The sequence below is a fragment of the Microvirga sp. BF8 genome (assembly GCF_059888585.1).
In genome coordinates, this window is sequence record NZ_CM187619.1 from 2,087,034 (window position 1) to 2,102,952 (window position 15,919).

Below are 15,919 nucleotides of genomic sequence, written 5' to 3' on the forward strand. Positions count from 1 at the left end.
CCGTCATGAAAAGAACTGGCCCATTCCTTCTGCTCCTGAGCATTGCTCTCGGTGGCTGCCGGGGATGGCAGTCGGCTCTCGATGCGCACGGACCCACTGCCCGAACTCTTGCGGACATGTTCTGGATTTTCCTCGCCGTGCTCGCCACCGTCTGGGCTCTTACCATGGCGGCCCTCCTCCTGTCGTTGCGCAGGAGGCGCGCGGTGGGCGCAGACCCTCTCGAAACCAATCGAACTACCGAGCGGCGGATGACGGTCACTGTCTCCGTCGGGGTGGGATTCACGGCCCTGACCGTCCTGGCCCTGACCGGCCTCAGCTATGGAGGCCAGAAGGCTCTCTTTTCGCGCAGAGAAGGCGCCATGACGCTGGCCGTCACTGGGCAACAATGGTGGTGGCAGATCACCTATGAGGATCCGCAGCCGAGCCGTTCCTTCACCACGGCCAACGAGATCCATATTCCCGTGGGCGAGCCGGTTCTGATCAAACTCGAGGCCGCGGATGTGATTCACTCGTTCTGGATTCCGAACCTGACGGGCAAGATGGACGCGATCCCCGGCCGGCAGAACCAAATTCAGATCCAGGCCGACCGTCCGGGTATCTTCAGAGGACAATGCGCGGAATTCTGCGGCTTGCAGCACGCCCATATGGGCGTGCTCATCATCGCGGAGTCCAAGGAGGACTTCGAACGTTGGAGGGACCATCAGGTCTCCTCCGCGCTTCCGCCCGGCGATCCCGAGCGCCAACGCGGCATGGAGATCTTCCTCTCCCGGCCATGCGTCATGTGCCATCAGATCCGCGGAACGGATGCCGGCGGCAAGGTCGCGCCGGATCTCACCCATGTCGGAAGCCGCCGGTACATCGGAGCGGGCACGCTTGAGACAACGCGTGGCAATATCGCCGCCTGGATCATCGATCCTCATGGCGTCAAGCCGGGAGTGAACATGCCGACAATCCAGCTCGACCCCGACGAGGTCCAGCCTCTCGCGACATACCTGGAGAGTTTGAAGTGACCCGGGCTGTCACTCCTGCCGGCCTCGACGCGGTTCCCGGAAGCGCGGGCCTCGCCACGGGCGAGCGCGGAGGGTTCCCCGGCGTCCACAGCGAAGCGGATATTCCGCCGAGCCCATACGAGTTGCGCGACGATCGGGTGGACGGGCCCGAACTTTCGGCACGGCTGGCCAAGACCTGGGGCACGTCCAAGGGTCTCGTCGGTGCGCTATCGACAGTCGATCATAAAATCATCGGTCGGCGCTACATCATCACTGCGATCTTTTTCCTGTTCCTGGCGGGTCTTTCCGCCATCGCCATGCGAATGCAGCTGGCTCAGCCCGGGAACACCCTGATCGGGCCCGATCTCTACAACCAGCTGTTCACCATGCACGGCACGACGATGATGTTTCTCTTCGGCGTGCCCATCGGCGAGGCCTTTGCGGTCTACCTTGTGCCCCTCATGGTCGGCACGAGAAACATCGCCTTTCCAAGGCTGAACGCCTTCTCTTACTATGTCTACCTGTTCGGCGGCGCGCTGGTTTGGATCGCGTTCATGCTGAATATCGGGCCCGACGTAGGCTGGTTCGCCTATGTTCCGCTGTCCGGCCCGGAATTCTCGCCCGGCAAGCGGGCCGATTTCTGGGCGCAGATGATTACCTTCACGGAAGTCGCAGGAATTGCAGTTGCGATCGAGGTGGTCGTGACAGTCTTCAAACTGCGGGCGCCGGGCATGACCCTGGACAGGATTCCGCTGTTCGTCTGGGCAGAGCTCGTCAACGCGTTCATGATCATCTTCGCCTTGCCCGCGGTCGTGACGGCGTCCGCCATGCTGATCATGGACCGACTTATCGGAACCCACTTCTTCAATCCGGCAGAGGGCGGCGACGCGCTGCTGTTCCAGCACCTGTTCTGGTTCTTCGGCCACCCGGAGGTCTACATTATCTTCCTGCCGGCGACCGGCTGGGTATCGACGATCGTCGTGACGTTCTCGCGTCGCTCGGCCTTCGGATACATTCCCATCGTTCTATCGCTCGTTGCGACAGGATTCCTCTCATTCGGTCTTTGGGTGCACCATATGTTCACCACAGGCCTGCCGCAGCTGGGTGCTAGCTTCTTCACGGCATCCAGCATGCTTATCGCCATTCCGAATGGCATTCAGATCTTCTGTTGGATCGCAACACTCTGGGACGGGCGTCCGGTGTTTCGCACACCGCTGCTGTTCGTGATCGGTTTCTTCTTCATCTTCGTGGCGGGAGGCCTATCAGGGCTCATGCTTGCCTCAGTGCCCCTCGACACCCAGGTCCACGATACGTTCTTTGTCGTTGCGCATTTCCATTATGTGCTTGTTGGCGGCAACGTTTTTCCTCTGCTCGGAGCGGTCTATTATTGGTTCCCGAAATTCACCGGCCGCATGATGAGCGAGCGGCTGGGCAGGTGGCACTTCTGGCTCGCCTTCATCGGGTTCAACGTGGCCTTCTTCCCCATGCACATCACGGGGTTGATGGGGATGCCGCGGCGGGTCTACACCTATCTGCCGGAGATGGGATGGGGCAACCTCAACCTGCTCTCGACCATCGGCGCTGTGCTGTTCGCCGCAAGCTTTCTCCTGTTCCTCTACAACATCGTCACGAGTGCGCGCCGCGGGCCCATAGCGGGGCCCAATCCATGGGATGCAGGCACACTCGAGTGGGCCGCGGCCTCTCCGCCGCTGCCACAGAATTTCGACCGTATCCCCGTCGTGACGAACCACGAGCCTCTCTGGGCCAATCGGGAGAGCCTGCCCGTCGTGGCCGGGCTGAGCGTCGACAAGCGCGAGCAGATCGTCTCCACGCTGACGAGCGGGCAAGCTGACCTTAGGGAAGGATCGCCCGATCCGTCCATCTGGCCATTCATTGCCGCGGTTGCAACCACGGTCCTGTTCATCGGTTCGATGTTCACCCCATGGGCCGTCGTATGGGGCAGCCTGCCGCTTGCCGTTGCCTTGATGGGTTGGTTCTGGCCGAAAACAAGCACCGAGGACGAGAGATGACGGCGAGCTTCCCGATACCCCGTCCAGAGGGAACATTGCTGCCTCATCGGGCCGTGATGAACGCCAGGCACATGCCGAGCTACTCCCATGGCCATCGCAGTCCGATTTGGTGGGGAACCCTCGGCTTCGTTGCCGCCGAGGGAATGGGCTTCGTCATGGTGGTCGGGGCTTATTTCTATCTGGTCTTCATCAACGGGAATTGGCCGCTCAGTACCCCCCCGCCGGATCTGCTCTGGTCGAGCTTGTTCACGGTACTCATGCTTGTCAGCAGCTGGCCGAACTCCCTGGCGAAGAGAAGCGGCGAGGGGGAGGACCTCGCTGGATCACGCCGATACCTCGTCATTATGAGCGTCATAGGGATTGCTCTTCTGGGTCTCCGCGCCATGGAGTTCGGCGTCCTTCACGTGCGCTGGGACCAGAATGCCTATGGCTCGATCCTCTGGGTGCTTCTCGGCCTGCATACACTGCACTTGGTCACCGATCTCGGTGACACGGTCGTTCTTACGGTCCTGATGTTCACTCGCCATGGGCATGGCAAGCGCTTCTCGGACGTGGGGGACAACGCCTTCTACTGGTATTTCGTCGTCGTCGCATGGGCGCCAATTTACGTCATCGTCTACTGGTTCCCGAGGTGGTGAGGCAATGGCAGGTTGGATCTCCAGGGGCCTTCCGTCTGCAGGCATCTATGCCGGGCCAATGGCGTGGCTTGTCAGTACCCAGGTGAACTACGCCTTGGTGCCCTGGGTTTGCGCCCATCAGGTGCCTGTCATTCCGATCACAGCGCTCATCCTGGCCCTGCTAACCCTCTTTGGCGGCTTTCTTTCCTGGCGTGCCTACACGACCGCCATGCCAGCGCACCAGCCGGATTCGGCTCGGGGAGGGCGCCCGCAGCAATTCGTCGCCCTGATGGGCATTGCGATTGCCCTCCTGTTCGCGACCGTCATTCTGATCCATGGCGCCGCAGGGCTCGTTTTCCATGGATGCGAGCGATGAGAATTCTGGCAACGATCCTCATTTGTCTTGCAGCGGGTGAAGCGCAGGCTCATGCGACGGACGGGCATTGGCTCGACGCGACCTGGACCTGGAACCCTCTGGTCACGCTCCCGCTCACGCTCTCCGGCGGCCTCTATCTGGCCGGCGTCATGCGCCTATGGCGACGCGCCGGGGCAGGGCGGGGCGTCCGGATCTGGCAGACGGCATGCTTTGCTCTGGGGTGGCTGTTCCTGGTCCTAGCTCTCGTCGCCCCGCTACATTGGCTCGGAGAGCGCCTGTTCGTCGCTCACATGATCGAACACGAAATCCTCATGACGGCCGCTGCGCCGCTTCTCGTCATCGGACGCCCCGTCGCCATGCTTTGGGCATTTCCTGCCCGTGCGCGGCGCCGCATCGGAGGAGCAATGCAAATCCCGGCGCTGACGCGTACATGGGCGTGGCTCACCAACCCTCCCATTGCGACGGTGTTCCATGGCCTCGCATTCTGGGTCTGGCACGTTCCGCCGCTCTACGAGGCGGCGCTGGAGGATTCCTGGATCCACTCGTTGCAGCATCTCAGTTTCTTCGTCACGGCCTTGCTGTTCTGGCGCGCATTGCTGCAGGCGCGCGAGGGTCAGCGCTCCTACGGCGCGGCGGTATTCTACCTGTTCGCCACGTCGCTCCATACCGGCTTCCTTGGTATCCTGCTCGCTTTGCTTCGGCACCCGATCTACCCGGCACAGACGGCAACGGCGGCAGAATGGGGACTGACGCCTCTCGAGGACCAGCAGCTCGCGGGACTCGTGATGTGGATCCCTGCCAGTATCGTCTATATGGGAGCTGCCCTGGTCCTCGCGGGCCTTTGGATCGCCGGCTCGGGATCGCGCAACTCCGGCGGAGGCGGCCATGCGTATGCGCGCTAGGACGTTCGCCCCTATGGCCGTGACGCTCCTCCTGGGTCTGGCAGGCGCCGCGCTCGGACTTGGGCGACGGCCATTGCGCTCGCGATCGACGTTCTCCCGTCGCTCGGATTTCAACCCGACCGATCATCTCGCAGGCATCCGTATCCCGCAGGCGAGCCGGCTTCGACCCGGTGCCATCTATGTCGGCCTTGCCGTCGTTTTGCTTGCCGCCGCGGGGATCTATGCGGGCTATCAGATGAAGTTTGCCCGCGAGGCTCGGCTCCGCGCCATCGCCCTGACCGCGGGCGATCCGGATCTCGGCCGCCATCTGGCACAGCGCTATGGCTGTGCCGGCTGCCATACCATTCCAGGTGTTCCGGGCAGCCAAGGAAAGGTTGGGCCGTCGCTCGAGGGCTTCGCGGGCCGGGTCTATATCGGCGGCGTTGCGGCTAACTCTCCGAGTAACCTGGTCCAATGGATCGAGGATCCGCGTTCCATCGACCCGAAGACGGCCATGCCCAATACGGGCATTTCCCGGACAGAAGCGAGGCATGTCGCTGCGTATCTCTACACGTTGCGCTGATGGCGCGGCACCGATGGAGGTCAAGCCATTGCGCTTGGCAGTCTCATGCATCGCCACGCACTGGCCAATATGCGCCACAGGTCGGAACGGACGCCGGAGGACAGCCGGAACGGAGCTCACGCGCTATCCAAATCGTCTTCGGATTTGGGACTGCATGACATCCCGACCCGAGGGTCATGTTTTAGGTTCCATAATATATCTTATGCGAATTTCATTTGTTGGACACAGAGCACGTGAGACCAGGATGATCGGTCACGATCTGCTGCCGACCTCCCCTGGCTTGTCACTCGCAGATTCGATAGCGGTCGCTCGAACCGTGGACCAGTATGTCAACATGGAGATGGTCCGCATGGGACGGATCGGATCCCGGTCCGAGGATGGTCGTGAACCAGCCGCAGGCGGCTTTGCGCAGGGCTGCGATGGTGCCGGCGCGACCCTCGTCCCCGGCATCCGCCTTGATGCCAAGCTTCGACCCGTCGGCGAGTTCGAAGGCGGAGATGTCGATCGCGCGACCCTCGGCATGGGCCGAGAGCTTGCCGGTTGCGGAGCGGTTTCGGTTCCGGCACTCGAAACCAGGCCCGGTTCGCACGGCCTCCAATCTGCTTCCCAGGCGGCCTGCGATCACCGGGGCGACGAGGTTTCCAAGCCATTCGCCGAGGTTCTCAGCAAACGCACAGGCCAGGATGGGCTTCTCCTTCAGCACGATGCTCTTTTCGGATTGGCGCTGGATCGGGACCGACAGCAGGCGGACTGGGTTGTCGATCCGGCAGAGTCCGTTTTCCGTCTTCGGGGTCTCCGCAGGCTCCACGCCAAACCCGGCCTTGCGCAGACGCTCCAGGCAGGCGCCGGCTCCATTTTGGGAAGTTTCAGAGGCTGTTGCCGGCACAGATTCGGACGCCGCCGGTGCCGAGGGTGCCTCAGAGCCCACGTTTGGCGGACGGGGAGGCGGAAGAGGAACTTCCTCGGAGGCCTCGGCCGCAGGGAAAAGCGTGAGGGCTATCAAGGCGCCGCACAGGGCAGAAATTCGCCCTCCCCGGCTTGGATCGGTTTGGTGTCTCATCAGGTTGTTTATAGGTCGGTCATGCCGGATCTCGACCCGAACGCACGCCGAAAAGGTTCGGCGAAAACGGAATCGCCACGTGAAGAACATCGATCAGGTCTTTGATCAATTGAGGAAATCGCCGTTTCGAAGTCGGTTTCATCTCGGCGCCAAGGAGCGGGCCTATCTGGACGAGAAGGGTCTCGACCGTGTGCTCGGCCATGCCAGGGATTTCATCGACAAACGCATCGCGCCATCCCATCCGGAAAGGGATGGCAAACAGACTCCATTCCGCGGGCACCCTGTCTTTGTCGCGCAGCATGCGACGGGGACCTGTTGCCGCTCGTGTCTTGAGAAATGGCATGGGATCAGTCGCGGACGTGCTCTCAATTCCCAGGAAAAGGACTATGTCGCCGCCGTTCTGGAGCGATGGATCCGCGCCGAAAGTGCAGAATGGCAGGGCCTCGTCCCCCCGAAGCCGGGGCCCTGAAGTATCCCGGCCGCCACAGGCATACCCGACCCTCGCCAGCCGATGGTTGATCGTCGCGACCAAAGAGCCTTAAGCAGAAGAATGACCCTGCGCGATTTCTCCCTGATGCTTCTCGTCTGCTTCACGTGGGCAGCACACACCATCGTCAGCAAGATCGTGGTATCGGGCATGGAGATCCCGCCCCTGTTCTACGCCGCCATCCGGTATGGAATCGTGGCTCTCGTCGCCGTGCCATGGCTGCTCCCAGTGCCGAGGCCGCGATGGCGCATGGCGGTCGTTGGCTTTCTGATGGGCGGTGGCGGCTTTGCCCTGTTCTTTCTCGGCATCAAGACTGCAACGCCGTCGAGCGCCGCCATCGTGAGCCAGCTCGGACTGCCGATGACAGCTCTCCTGTCCGTCCTCATGCTGGGTGAGACGATTCACTGGAAGCGCGGCATCGGGATCGCATTGGCGTTTCTCGGCGGCCTGATCGTCATGTGGAATCCGAACGAACGCTTTCCCATTTCGGGCGGACTGGCTTTTATCCTCGGCTCCGCATTCGTCGCGTCCCTTGCGGCGGTCATGATGAAGCAGATCAAGGGGGTGAAGCCCCTGCAGTTCCAGGCCTGGGTAGGCGTGGCCTCGGCGATCCCCCTTGCCTTTCTCTCGATGGGACTCGAGTCGGGGCAGGCCGTGCAGGCCATGCACGCGGGCTGGCCCTTCGTGATGGCTGTGCTGTTCTCAGCCCTCGTCGTGTCGCTCCTCGGCCACACGATCTATTACGACCTGATCCGGAAATACCCGGCCAATCTCATTGCGCCCCTTCTCATCATGAATCCGCTGATGACGGTGGTACTTGGGATTCTCATCACAGGCGACCGCTTCGACCTACGCATGGCACTGGGAACCGCCCTCGCCCTCTGCGGAGTTTTGATTATCACCCTGAGCGGAAGCCGGCTGATGCCGCTGACCGCAATCATTTCTAAATATTTCCGCTGATGGGCATCAGGGCATAAACAGAGCGCGTAGCCCGGCCCATTACACGACGATCATTGGACAGGTGGACGACATCATGAAGCCCTCCCGAGATATTTCGGGCCTCCTCGACATCATGGCCGCCCTGCGGACCCCGGGCACCGGCTGTCCATGGGATCTCGCACAGACATTTGCTTCCATCACTCCCTACACGGTCGAAGAGGCCTATGAGGTGGTCGACGCCATTGAACGTGGGGACCTGACCGACCTTAAGGAGGAACTCGGCGATCTGCTGCTACAGGTGGTTTTCCATGCCCGTATGGCGGAGGAGCAGGGAGCTTTCGCCTTCCCGGACGTGGTCGAAGCCATTACCCGAAAGCTGATCCGCCGCCACCCGCACGTGTTTGGCAATGCAAGGGATCTGAGCCCGGCCGAGGTCAAGAGACTGTGGGATGACATCAAGCGCGAAGAAAAGGCGGAGCGGGCGGCAGAGCGGGCGCGCCTGGGTGCTTCCACGGACGCAGGCAACGAAGGGTTCCTCGGCGGGATTCCGAGCGCCCTGCCCGCCTTGACGCGGGCTCAGAAACTTACCGCAAAGGCGGCAAAGGTTGGGTTCGACTGGCCCGAGGCGGAGCAGGTAATCGACAAGATTCATGAGGAGCTGGAGGAGGTCAAGGACGCGGCTGCTTCCGGCCAGACGGAGCGTATCGAGGACGAAATCGGCGACCTCATATTCGCCGTCACCAACCTGGCCCGGCACTACGGAGTCGATCCAGAGATGGCGCTCCGGCGGACGAATGCCAAATTTGAACGGCGTTTTCGGGCTATCGAGAAGTCCCTGACGGGCCGGAACAGAACCCTCGACGAAGCGACTCTCGATGAGATGGAAGCACTCTGGATTGCTGCCAAACAGGATGAACGCCGCTCCGGCAGTGCGTCATAGAACCTTTGCCTGAGGGAACCGGTTCAAGAACCTGGGCTCCTTGCCGGCGACAAGGCGCACCTGAAGGATCGAGTGGCCGCTATCCGTCGTCTGGCGGTTCAGAATTTCCGTATTCTCGTGAAGCCAGGCCAGACCCTGACCGTCCTCCGGCGCAACATCCACCTCGTAGCTCGAACGCCCTGCTGCAAGGTGCTCCTCGATGGCGGCAAGGAGTTCCGGGATGCCCTCCCCGGTCAGGGCGGAAATCAGAATCGGCCGCCCATCTCCCCGAGTCCGGTGGGAGGATGTTTCCAGCCGCTGCCGGTCGCTCGGGGAGAGGAGGTCCGCCTTATTCCAGACCTCAACCACCCGCCTGGTATCGTCGGGATCAATTCCCAGTTCCCGCAGGACGAGGGCCACGTCGTCGGCCTGGGCTTCAGCCTCTCCATGGGAAACGTCGCGCACATGGAGCAGGATATCAGCCTCGATCACATCCTCCAGGGTCGCGCGAAAAGCCGCGACGAGCATGGTCGGCAGATCCGAGATAAAACCGACCGTGTCGGAGAGAATTGCCTTCTCCCCGTGTGGCAGATCGATGGCGCGGGACGTTGGGTCGAGGGTTGCGAAGAGCATGTTTTCGGCCAGGACCTCTGCCGCCGTCAAACGGTTGAACAGGGTCGACTTGCCGGCATTGGTGTATCCGACCAGGGCGACGATGGGATAAGGCACACGTCTGCGGCTGGCCCTGTGGAGGGAGCGCGTCTTGACGACGGTTTCGAGGTCGCGCTCGATCCGGGTCATGCGCTCCTGGATCATGCGGCGGTCGGCCTCGATCTGCGTCTCGCCCGGGCCGCCGAGGAAGCCGAAGCCACCGCGCTGGCGCTCCAGATGGGTCCAGGAGCGGACCAGCCGCCCCTTCTGATAGGACAGATGCGCGAGTTCGACTTGAAGGGTGCCTTCCTTCGTCCTGGCCCGGCGCCCGAAGATTTCGAGGATGAGGCCGGTCCGGTCGATCACCTTGGCGCCCCAGGCTTTTTCGAGGTTCCGTTGCTGGACTGGGCTCAGAGCGCAATCCATCACCACGAGGCCGATTTCCTCTGCCCTGATCAACCCGGCGAGCTCTTCGACCTTTCCGCTGCCGATATACGTCGCCGGTCTCAGCGCAGCGAGAGGAGCGATAAGCGAATCGACGATGTGAAGGTCTATCGCGCCGGCAAGGCCGGCGGCCTCGTCGAGTCGCGCTTCGGGGGGACGCGGATTGCTCTCCGCGTCGCCGTGTTCCGTCCCACTGGCCCACCTGCGCCGTCGCGTGAGATAGGGGCCGACAACAAGGGTCCGTGTCCCGGCCGCGACCTCCTTTTCGGGCTCGGCGAGCTGCGCCAGGCGCTGTTCACCCGGGGAAATGGGTTCTGTCACCTCAAGCCTTTTCGCTGGCCTCGTCGATCTGATCGAAGAGTTGAACAGGCTGCCCCGGCATAATTGTGGAGATGGCGTGTTTATAAACCAGCTGCGAGTGGCCATCCCTGCGCAGAAGAACGCAGAAATTATCGAACCAGGTGACCACCCCCTGGAGTTTCACGCCATTCACGAGAAAGATCGTAAGAGGTATTTTGTTCTTCCTGACGTAATTGAGGAAGGTGTCCTGAAGGTTCTGCGTGCGATCGCCCGCCATTGAAGTTGCCTCGTCAGCCCATCGCCGCCGATCTTGGCTATGGGGCCGCCACTATATGATTGTCCGCCTTGGGAGCGGTGGTCGACCGGCCTGCTTATTACAGGGCGAACCATAAGGTTAAGCAAGAGGTCTCCCTCTTCTTATCTGACCTCTCGACGCAATTTCTCGTGGATCGTTGCTTATCCGCCGATACCGAGTGACTTGAGCTTTCGGTGGAGGGCGGACCGCTCCATGCCGATAAATTCCGCCGTACGGGAGATATTGCCGCTGAATCTCGCAATCTGGGCAAGAAGATATTCCCGCTCGAAGATCTCCCGGGCTTCCCGAAGAGGGAGGCTCATGAGCTTCTCGCCCCCCGCCCCGCCTGGTGTCGAGGGAACGAGGGTTCCGATCTCAGATGGCAGCATGTCCGCCGTCACGGCCGCCTCGGGATCACCGGCGGTGAGAATCATCAGGCGCTCGACGTTGTTGCGCAACTGACGGACATTGCCGGGCCAGTCGTGGGACTGGAGGACTGCCATGGCATCATCGGCGATCCGACGCTTCGGGAGGCCGGTCGTCACCGAGATCTGGTCCATGAAGAACTCGATCAGCTCCGGCACATCCTCCCGGCGCTCCGCAAGGGATGGGACCCTGATCGGAACGACGCTGAGCCGGTGGAACAGGTCCTCACGCAGGCGGCCGGAGGCGATTTCACCCGGCAGGTCACGGCTTGAGGACGAAATGATCCGCACATCCACGTGGACACGGGTCGAGCCCCCAACGCGCTGGAAGTTCTGATCAACGAGGACCCGCAAAATCCGGTTTTGCGTCTCGCGGGGCATGTCGGCGATTTCATCGATGTAGAGGGTCCCGCCATGGGCCTCTTCGAGAGCCCCTACCCTCCGGCCGCGGCCGTCCTCGCCCTCCATGCCGAAAAGCTCCGCCTCCATGTTCTCCGGCGTGATCGTCGCAGCCGAAAGGACGACGAAGGGGCCGTTCGCCCGCGTGGAGAGCCCGTGGATCGTCCTCGCGGTCAGCTCCTTGCCCGAACCCGGCGCGCCTGTGACCAGGATGCGCGCGTTCGTCGGCGCTGCGCGCTCCACGGATTGGCGCAACTGGTTGATGGCGACGGAATGTCCTGCGATGCGGCTCGCCTGAACCGAACGGGCGCGAAGGTCGCGCACCTCCCGCTTGAGTCGCGAGGCCTCGAGCGCCCTCTCGGCAACAAGCAGCAGCCGGTCTGCCTTGAAGGGCTTTTCGATGAAGTCGTAGGCGCCCGCCTTGATGGCAGACACGGCTGTTTCGATATTGCCGTGTCCTGAAATCATGACGACGGGCAGGTCGGGATGCTGTTGCTTGATCAGATCCAGGACCTGCAATCCATCAAGGCGGCTGCCCTGCAGCCAGATGTCCAGGAACACGAGGTGAGGCCGGCGTGATTCGATGCAGGCGAGCGCATCGTCGGAGCCGCCTGCCGTACGCGTGCGGTGTCCCTCATCCTCCAGGATACCCGCGACGAGTTCCCGGATATCGGCTTCGTCGTCGACGACGAGAATGTCAGCACTCATAAGCCAGCCCCCCGAGAATCCGCCCGGGCGGCCCCAACCGAAGTCTCTTCCACTGCAACATGTTTCGTTTTTGGTATCCACATTCGAACCTGTCCACCCCTTCCATGCGGGTTATCGACAAGCTCCATGCCGCCGCCATGCTCTTCCAGAATCTTCGCCACGATTGGAAGTCCAAGTCCTGTTCCGCCCTCGCGGGTCGTCATGTAGGGCTCCAAAAGCCGTTGCCGACCCTCGACAGGAAACCCCTTGCCGTTGTCCGTTACCGCGAGGATCAGGTAGGCCGGATGCGTGTCGTCCAGAAGAACGGAGATTCGTCCCTCGCCGCGCTCGTTCTCCGGAATGGCGGCGATCGCCTCAGTCGCGTTCTTGACGATGTTCGTGACGGCCTGCGACAGAAGACGCCGGTCGAACGGCGCAACGACCGGCCTTGCCGGCAATTCGTCCACGAATTGGATTTCCGGATGGGCGATGCGCATCATGAACACCACCTGCCGGATCGTCTCGACCAGGTCTTCCTCGTCGATGGTGGGCTTCGGCATTCGCGCGAAGGACGAGAACTCGTCGACCATGCGCTTGATATCGTCCACCTGCCGCACGATGGTGGCTGTGCATTGGTCGAATACGTCCCGATCCGTCGTGATCACCTTGCCGTATTTCCGGCGGATACGCTCGGCCGACAGCTGGATCGGAGTCAGCGGGTTCTTGATTTCATGGGCGATGCGGCGCGCCACGTCCGCCCAGGCCGAAGTCCGCTGCGCCGATACGAGATCCGTGATGTCGTCGAGGGTCACCACCAGTTCGCGCTCGTCGCTTCGGATCGTCTCGCTCGTGACGCGCACGTTGATCGTTCGCTCCTTGCCGTTTCGCGTCAATTGAATCTGCTTCTGCATGAGACGCTGCCGCCCATGCCCCATTTCCTCGATGAGGTCCGCCACCTCGGGCAGAACGGCGACGATGGGGCGCCCAAGCAGATTCGCATCCGATACGGAGAGCAGAGCCTCCGTCGAGGGATTGACGATCGTGATACGGCCCTGTGTGTCGATGCCGATGACACCGGCCGATACGCCGCTCAGGACGGCTTCGGTGAATCGGCGGCGACGGTCGATGAGGTCGCTCGCGGCCGTGAGCCCATCGTGCTGATGTCGCAGTTCGGAGGTCATCTTGTTGAAGGTTTCGCCCAGATGGGCGAGATCCCCCTCCCCGCGCCGAACGGGGACCTGGACGTAGAAATTGCCGCTCGCCACCTGGTCGGTGGCATGGATGAGGCGGCGAATGGGCGCGACGAGACGGTTGGCGAAGTTCAACCCGAACCAGATCGCCGAAAGCAAGACGATGAGCGCAATGAGCCCGAACATGGAAGCGAACGCGACCTGGATGCCGACCTTCTTCTGCTCCAGGGCCTCATAGAACGCGACACCGGCCTCCGCGACCGGGGGAAACTCGACGGCGCGAGGATCGACCTCCCGGGCGACATAAAGGATGCGTCCCCCATGGGCCTGCAGCTTCAGGATCGAACGAAACACGTTGCCGCTGCGGGGAAAGAGACACAGAGCCTCATTTTCGCTCGCATCGCTGAGGTCGTCTGGGGTCGGTGGCTGGGCCCCCTCGATAGCCTTGGCCTCGAGTTTCTCGACGATGGTCCCATCCGGTTCGAGCATCTCGACCAATGGAAACCCGAGAAAGATCGCGCGAGAATTCATGAACTCCCGAAAGACCTTGCGGTCGGCGTCGTAGAGGACCTTCGCCCGATTCAGGTCCGCCGCCATCAGCTGGGTTTCCCGGGCCAGTGTCCGGCACTGGAGCTCGCGGTAGGAGCGCGCGATTTCGACCGTATTGTTCATCAGCTCCTTAATGGATCCGGTGAACCACGGATCGAGGCCACGCTCCAAGGTCACGGTTGCCACGGCAGCAACCAGGATCGCGGGAAGAACCGCCACGAGGCTGAAGAGGCCGACGATTCGGACGTGCAGCCCCGCGGCGGCAGCCCCTGCCCGGCGCTCTTTCATCAACCGCTTTGTCTGCCAGGCCACGATGCCCAACAGCAGAAGGATCAGCACGCCGTTCAGGATGAAGACCCAGATCACCACGTTGTGCGTCGGCAGGATTGGGGTCAGGCCGGCAAGAACGAGGAAGGTGGTGAGCGCCGAGGCCAGGGCCAGAAGCACGGCGATCGGGCCCAGCCAGCCAAGGCTGCGCTGGACCACGTCGGTCGTCTGGCGTTGTGCCTGATTGTCTTGGCGTATCAAGACGGTGCCCCGCAATTGGGGCGCATCGAAGCGTACGCCCTACTGATGGGTGATGCACCAACACAACACTGTGGTCAAATTATTACATCCGGAAGGAGCAGCTCCTCAGCGAACCCCCGAGCGGACAACCTGCAGTTCCAGGTCGCGAACCTTCTTCCGGAGGGTGTTGCGATTGACTCCGAGAAGCTCCGCAGCCCGAATCTGGTTGCCTCGGGTGGCGGCCAGGGCGACTCCGATCAGAGGACCCTCTATTTCCCGCAGGATGCGATGATAGAGCCCCGGAGGGGGCAACGCGTCCTTGAAGCCCGAGAAATATTCCACGAGGTGCCGCTCCACAGCGTCGGATAGCCCCTCCGACACGGCGACGGGGGCTGCTGCCTTGCCGCCGGGATGCGGCATGGGCAACGGCTGGGCATCCAGTTCCGAATCGATGATCGCGCCGGTGATCGTATCCTGCGGATAGAGCGCCGCGAGCCTCCGGATCAGATTCTCGAGCTCGCGGACGTTGCCCGGCCAACGGTAGCGCTTGAGCCTGTCCATCGCATCGGGATCGAGTTGCTTTCGGGCCAGCCCCTCTTTCTCGACGAGAGCGAAAAAATGGCGCGTCAGGTCAGGAATGTCCTCGACCCGCTCGCGCAGGGGCGGCAGCCGCAGAGGCACGACGTTGAGCCGGAAGAACAGATCCTCCCGGAAAAGGCCCTGCTGGATCAGGACGCGGAGATCCTTGTTGGTGGCGGCGACGATCCGGACATTGGTCTTGATCGGGATGCGTCCGCCAACCGTGGTGTATTCGCCCTGCTGAAGCACGCGCAGGAGCCGCGTCTGCGCCTCCATCGGCATGTCGCCGATCTCGTCCAGAAACAGGGTGCCGCCCTCAGCCTGTTCGAACCGGCCCGTGCTGCGCGCCATCGCGCCCGTGAAGGCGCCCTTCTCATGGCCGAACAGATCCGATTCGATCAGCTCCCGCGGAATCGCAGCCATGTTGACGGCCACGAAAGGCCCTTGCCGGCGCTTGCCGTAATCATGCAGGGCACGAGCAACCAGTTCCTTCCCAGTACCGGATTCACCTGTGATCATGACGGTGAGATCGGTCGGCATCAGTCGAGCCAGGGCCCTGTAGATATCCTGCATGGCCTGGGATCGGCCGACGAGGGGAATCTCCCCCTCCTCCGGCTGATGCGGCGGCTGGCTGGTCATCCGCGGCCGGGCCAGCGCCCGGCCGACCACTGCCACAAGCTCCTTCAGGTCGAAGGGCTTCGGCAGATATTCATAGGCGCCGCGTTCCGAGGCCTTGATGGCGGTCATGAAGGTGTTCTGCGCGCTCATGACGATGATCGGCAGCTCCGGCCGCAGCTTCTTGATGCGCGGGAGCAGGTCAAAGGCATTCTCGTCGGGCATCACCACGTCGGTGATGACGAGATCGCCCTCCCCTTGGGCAACCCAGCGCCAGAGCGTCGCGGCATTGCTGGTCGAGCGGACCTCGTATCCCGCGCGGGACAGCGCCTGGTTCAGCACCGTCCTGATGGCGGCATCGTCATCGGCAAGAAGAATCTGTCCGCTGGGCATGGTG

At 62.3% G+C, this 15,919-nt stretch carries 15 protein-coding genes; 9 read left to right on the forward strand and 6 right to left on the reverse strand.

The window, feature by feature from the left end; all coding sequences use genetic code 11:
• The first annotated feature begins 5 nt into the window (after positions 1-5).
• From coxB to AC522E_RS10035, 6 genes are all read left to right on the forward strand, one after another.
• Entirely contained in the window at positions 6-1,010 is a 1,005-nt protein-coding gene (gene coxB, locus AC522E_RS10010) for a cytochrome c oxidase subunit II (protein ID WP_500750282.1), read from the forward strand.
• A gap of 137 nt (positions 1,011-1,147) precedes the next feature.
• Positions 1,148-3,019, forward strand: a complete 1,872-nt coding sequence (ctaD, locus tag AC522E_RS10015; protein WP_500750645.1) for a cytochrome c oxidase subunit I — start codon at positions 1,148-1,150, stop codon at positions 3,017-3,019.
• Entirely contained in the window at positions 3,016-3,657 is a 642-nt protein-coding gene (locus tag AC522E_RS10020; protein ID WP_500750283.1) for a cytochrome c oxidase subunit 3, read from the forward strand. Before ctaD ends, AC522E_RS10020 begins: the two co-directional genes overlap by 4 nt.
• A gap of 4 nt (positions 3,658-3,661) precedes the next feature.
• Complete coding sequence (locus tag AC522E_RS10025) at positions 3,662-4,012, forward strand: hypothetical protein (protein ID WP_500750285.1); 351 nt, start codon at positions 3,662-3,664, stop codon at positions 4,010-4,012.
• A complete protein-coding gene (locus AC522E_RS10030; protein WP_500750286.1) occupies positions 4,009-4,914 on the forward strand; it encodes a cytochrome c oxidase assembly protein in 906 nt (301 codons plus the stop codon). The genes AC522E_RS10025 and AC522E_RS10030 overlap by 4 nt, the downstream gene beginning before the upstream one ends.
• Complete coding sequence (locus tag AC522E_RS10035; RefSeq protein WP_500750287.1) at positions 4,898-5,476, forward strand: c-type cytochrome; 579 nt, start codon at positions 4,898-4,900, stop codon at positions 5,474-5,476. The genes AC522E_RS10030 and AC522E_RS10035 overlap by 17 nt, the downstream gene beginning before the upstream one ends.
• Positions 5,477-5,759: 283 nt before the next feature.
• Here AC522E_RS10035 and AC522E_RS10040 read toward each other — a convergent pair whose 3' ends face one another.
• Positions 5,760-6,626: an extensin-like domain-containing protein gene (locus AC522E_RS10040; protein ID WP_500750288.1), complete on the reverse strand. Its 867-nt coding sequence runs from the start codon at positions 6,624-6,626 to the stop codon at positions 5,760-5,762.
• On the opposite strand from AC522E_RS10040, the gene AC522E_RS10045 reads away from it, so the two are divergent.
• The 3 genes from AC522E_RS10045 to mazG all read left to right on the forward strand — a co-directional run bounded on the left by AC522E_RS10045 (position 6,616) and on the right by mazG (position 8,902).
• On the forward strand, positions 6,616-7,005 hold the full coding sequence (locus tag AC522E_RS10045) for a DUF4186 domain-containing protein (RefSeq protein WP_500750289.1): 390 nt from the start codon (positions 6,616-6,618) through the stop codon (positions 7,003-7,005). The genes AC522E_RS10040 and AC522E_RS10045 overlap by 11 nt on opposite strands.
• A gap of 81 nt (positions 7,006-7,086) precedes the next feature.
• The gene (locus AC522E_RS10050; RefSeq protein ID WP_500750290.1) at positions 7,087-7,983 is read left to right on the forward strand and encodes a DMT family transporter; all 897 of its coding nucleotides are present in this window, start codon (positions 7,087-7,089) and stop codon (positions 7,981-7,983) included.
• Positions 7,984-8,056: 73 nt separating this feature from the next.
• Positions 8,057-8,902 carry a nucleoside triphosphate pyrophosphohydrolase gene (gene mazG, locus AC522E_RS10055; RefSeq protein ID WP_500750291.1) on the forward strand — a complete coding sequence of 282 codons (846 nt, stop codon included), beginning with the start codon at positions 8,057-8,059 and terminating at the stop codon, positions 8,900-8,902.
• Here the strand turns inward: mazG and hflX are convergent.
• The 5 genes from hflX to ntrC all read right to left on the reverse strand — a co-directional run bounded on the left by hflX (position 8,897) and on the right by ntrC (position 15,915).
• Positions 8,897-10,297 (reverse strand): GTPase HflX, encoded by a 1,401-nt coding sequence (gene hflX / locus AC522E_RS10060; RefSeq protein ID WP_500750292.1) that lies wholly within the window; start codon positions 10,295-10,297, stop codon positions 8,897-8,899. The two genes, mazG and hflX, sit on opposite strands and share 6 nt — an antisense overlap.
• A 1-nt stretch (position 10,298) precedes the next feature.
• Positions 10,299-10,553: an RNA chaperone Hfq gene (gene hfq / locus AC522E_RS10065; RefSeq protein WP_109597423.1), complete on the reverse strand. Its 255-nt coding sequence runs from the start codon at positions 10,551-10,553 to the stop codon at positions 10,299-10,301.
• A gap of 179 nt (positions 10,554-10,732) precedes the next feature.
• Entirely contained in the window at positions 10,733-12,103 is a 1,371-nt protein-coding gene (ntrX, locus tag AC522E_RS10070; RefSeq protein WP_500750294.1) for a nitrogen assimilation response regulator NtrX, read from the reverse strand.
• Positions 12,100-14,349 carry a sensor histidine kinase NtrY-like gene (locus AC522E_RS10075; RefSeq protein ID WP_500750295.1) on the reverse strand — a complete coding sequence of 750 codons (2,250 nt, stop codon included), beginning with the start codon at positions 14,347-14,349 and terminating at the stop codon, positions 12,100-12,102. Before AC522E_RS10075 ends, ntrX begins: the two co-directional genes overlap by 4 nt.
• A gap of 105 nt (positions 14,350-14,454) precedes the next feature.
• A complete protein-coding gene (ntrC, locus tag AC522E_RS10080; protein ID WP_500750297.1) occupies positions 14,455-15,915 on the reverse strand; it encodes a nitrogen regulation protein NR(I) in 1,461 nt (486 codons plus the stop codon).
• Between the last annotated feature and the right edge of the window lie 4 nt (positions 15,916-15,919).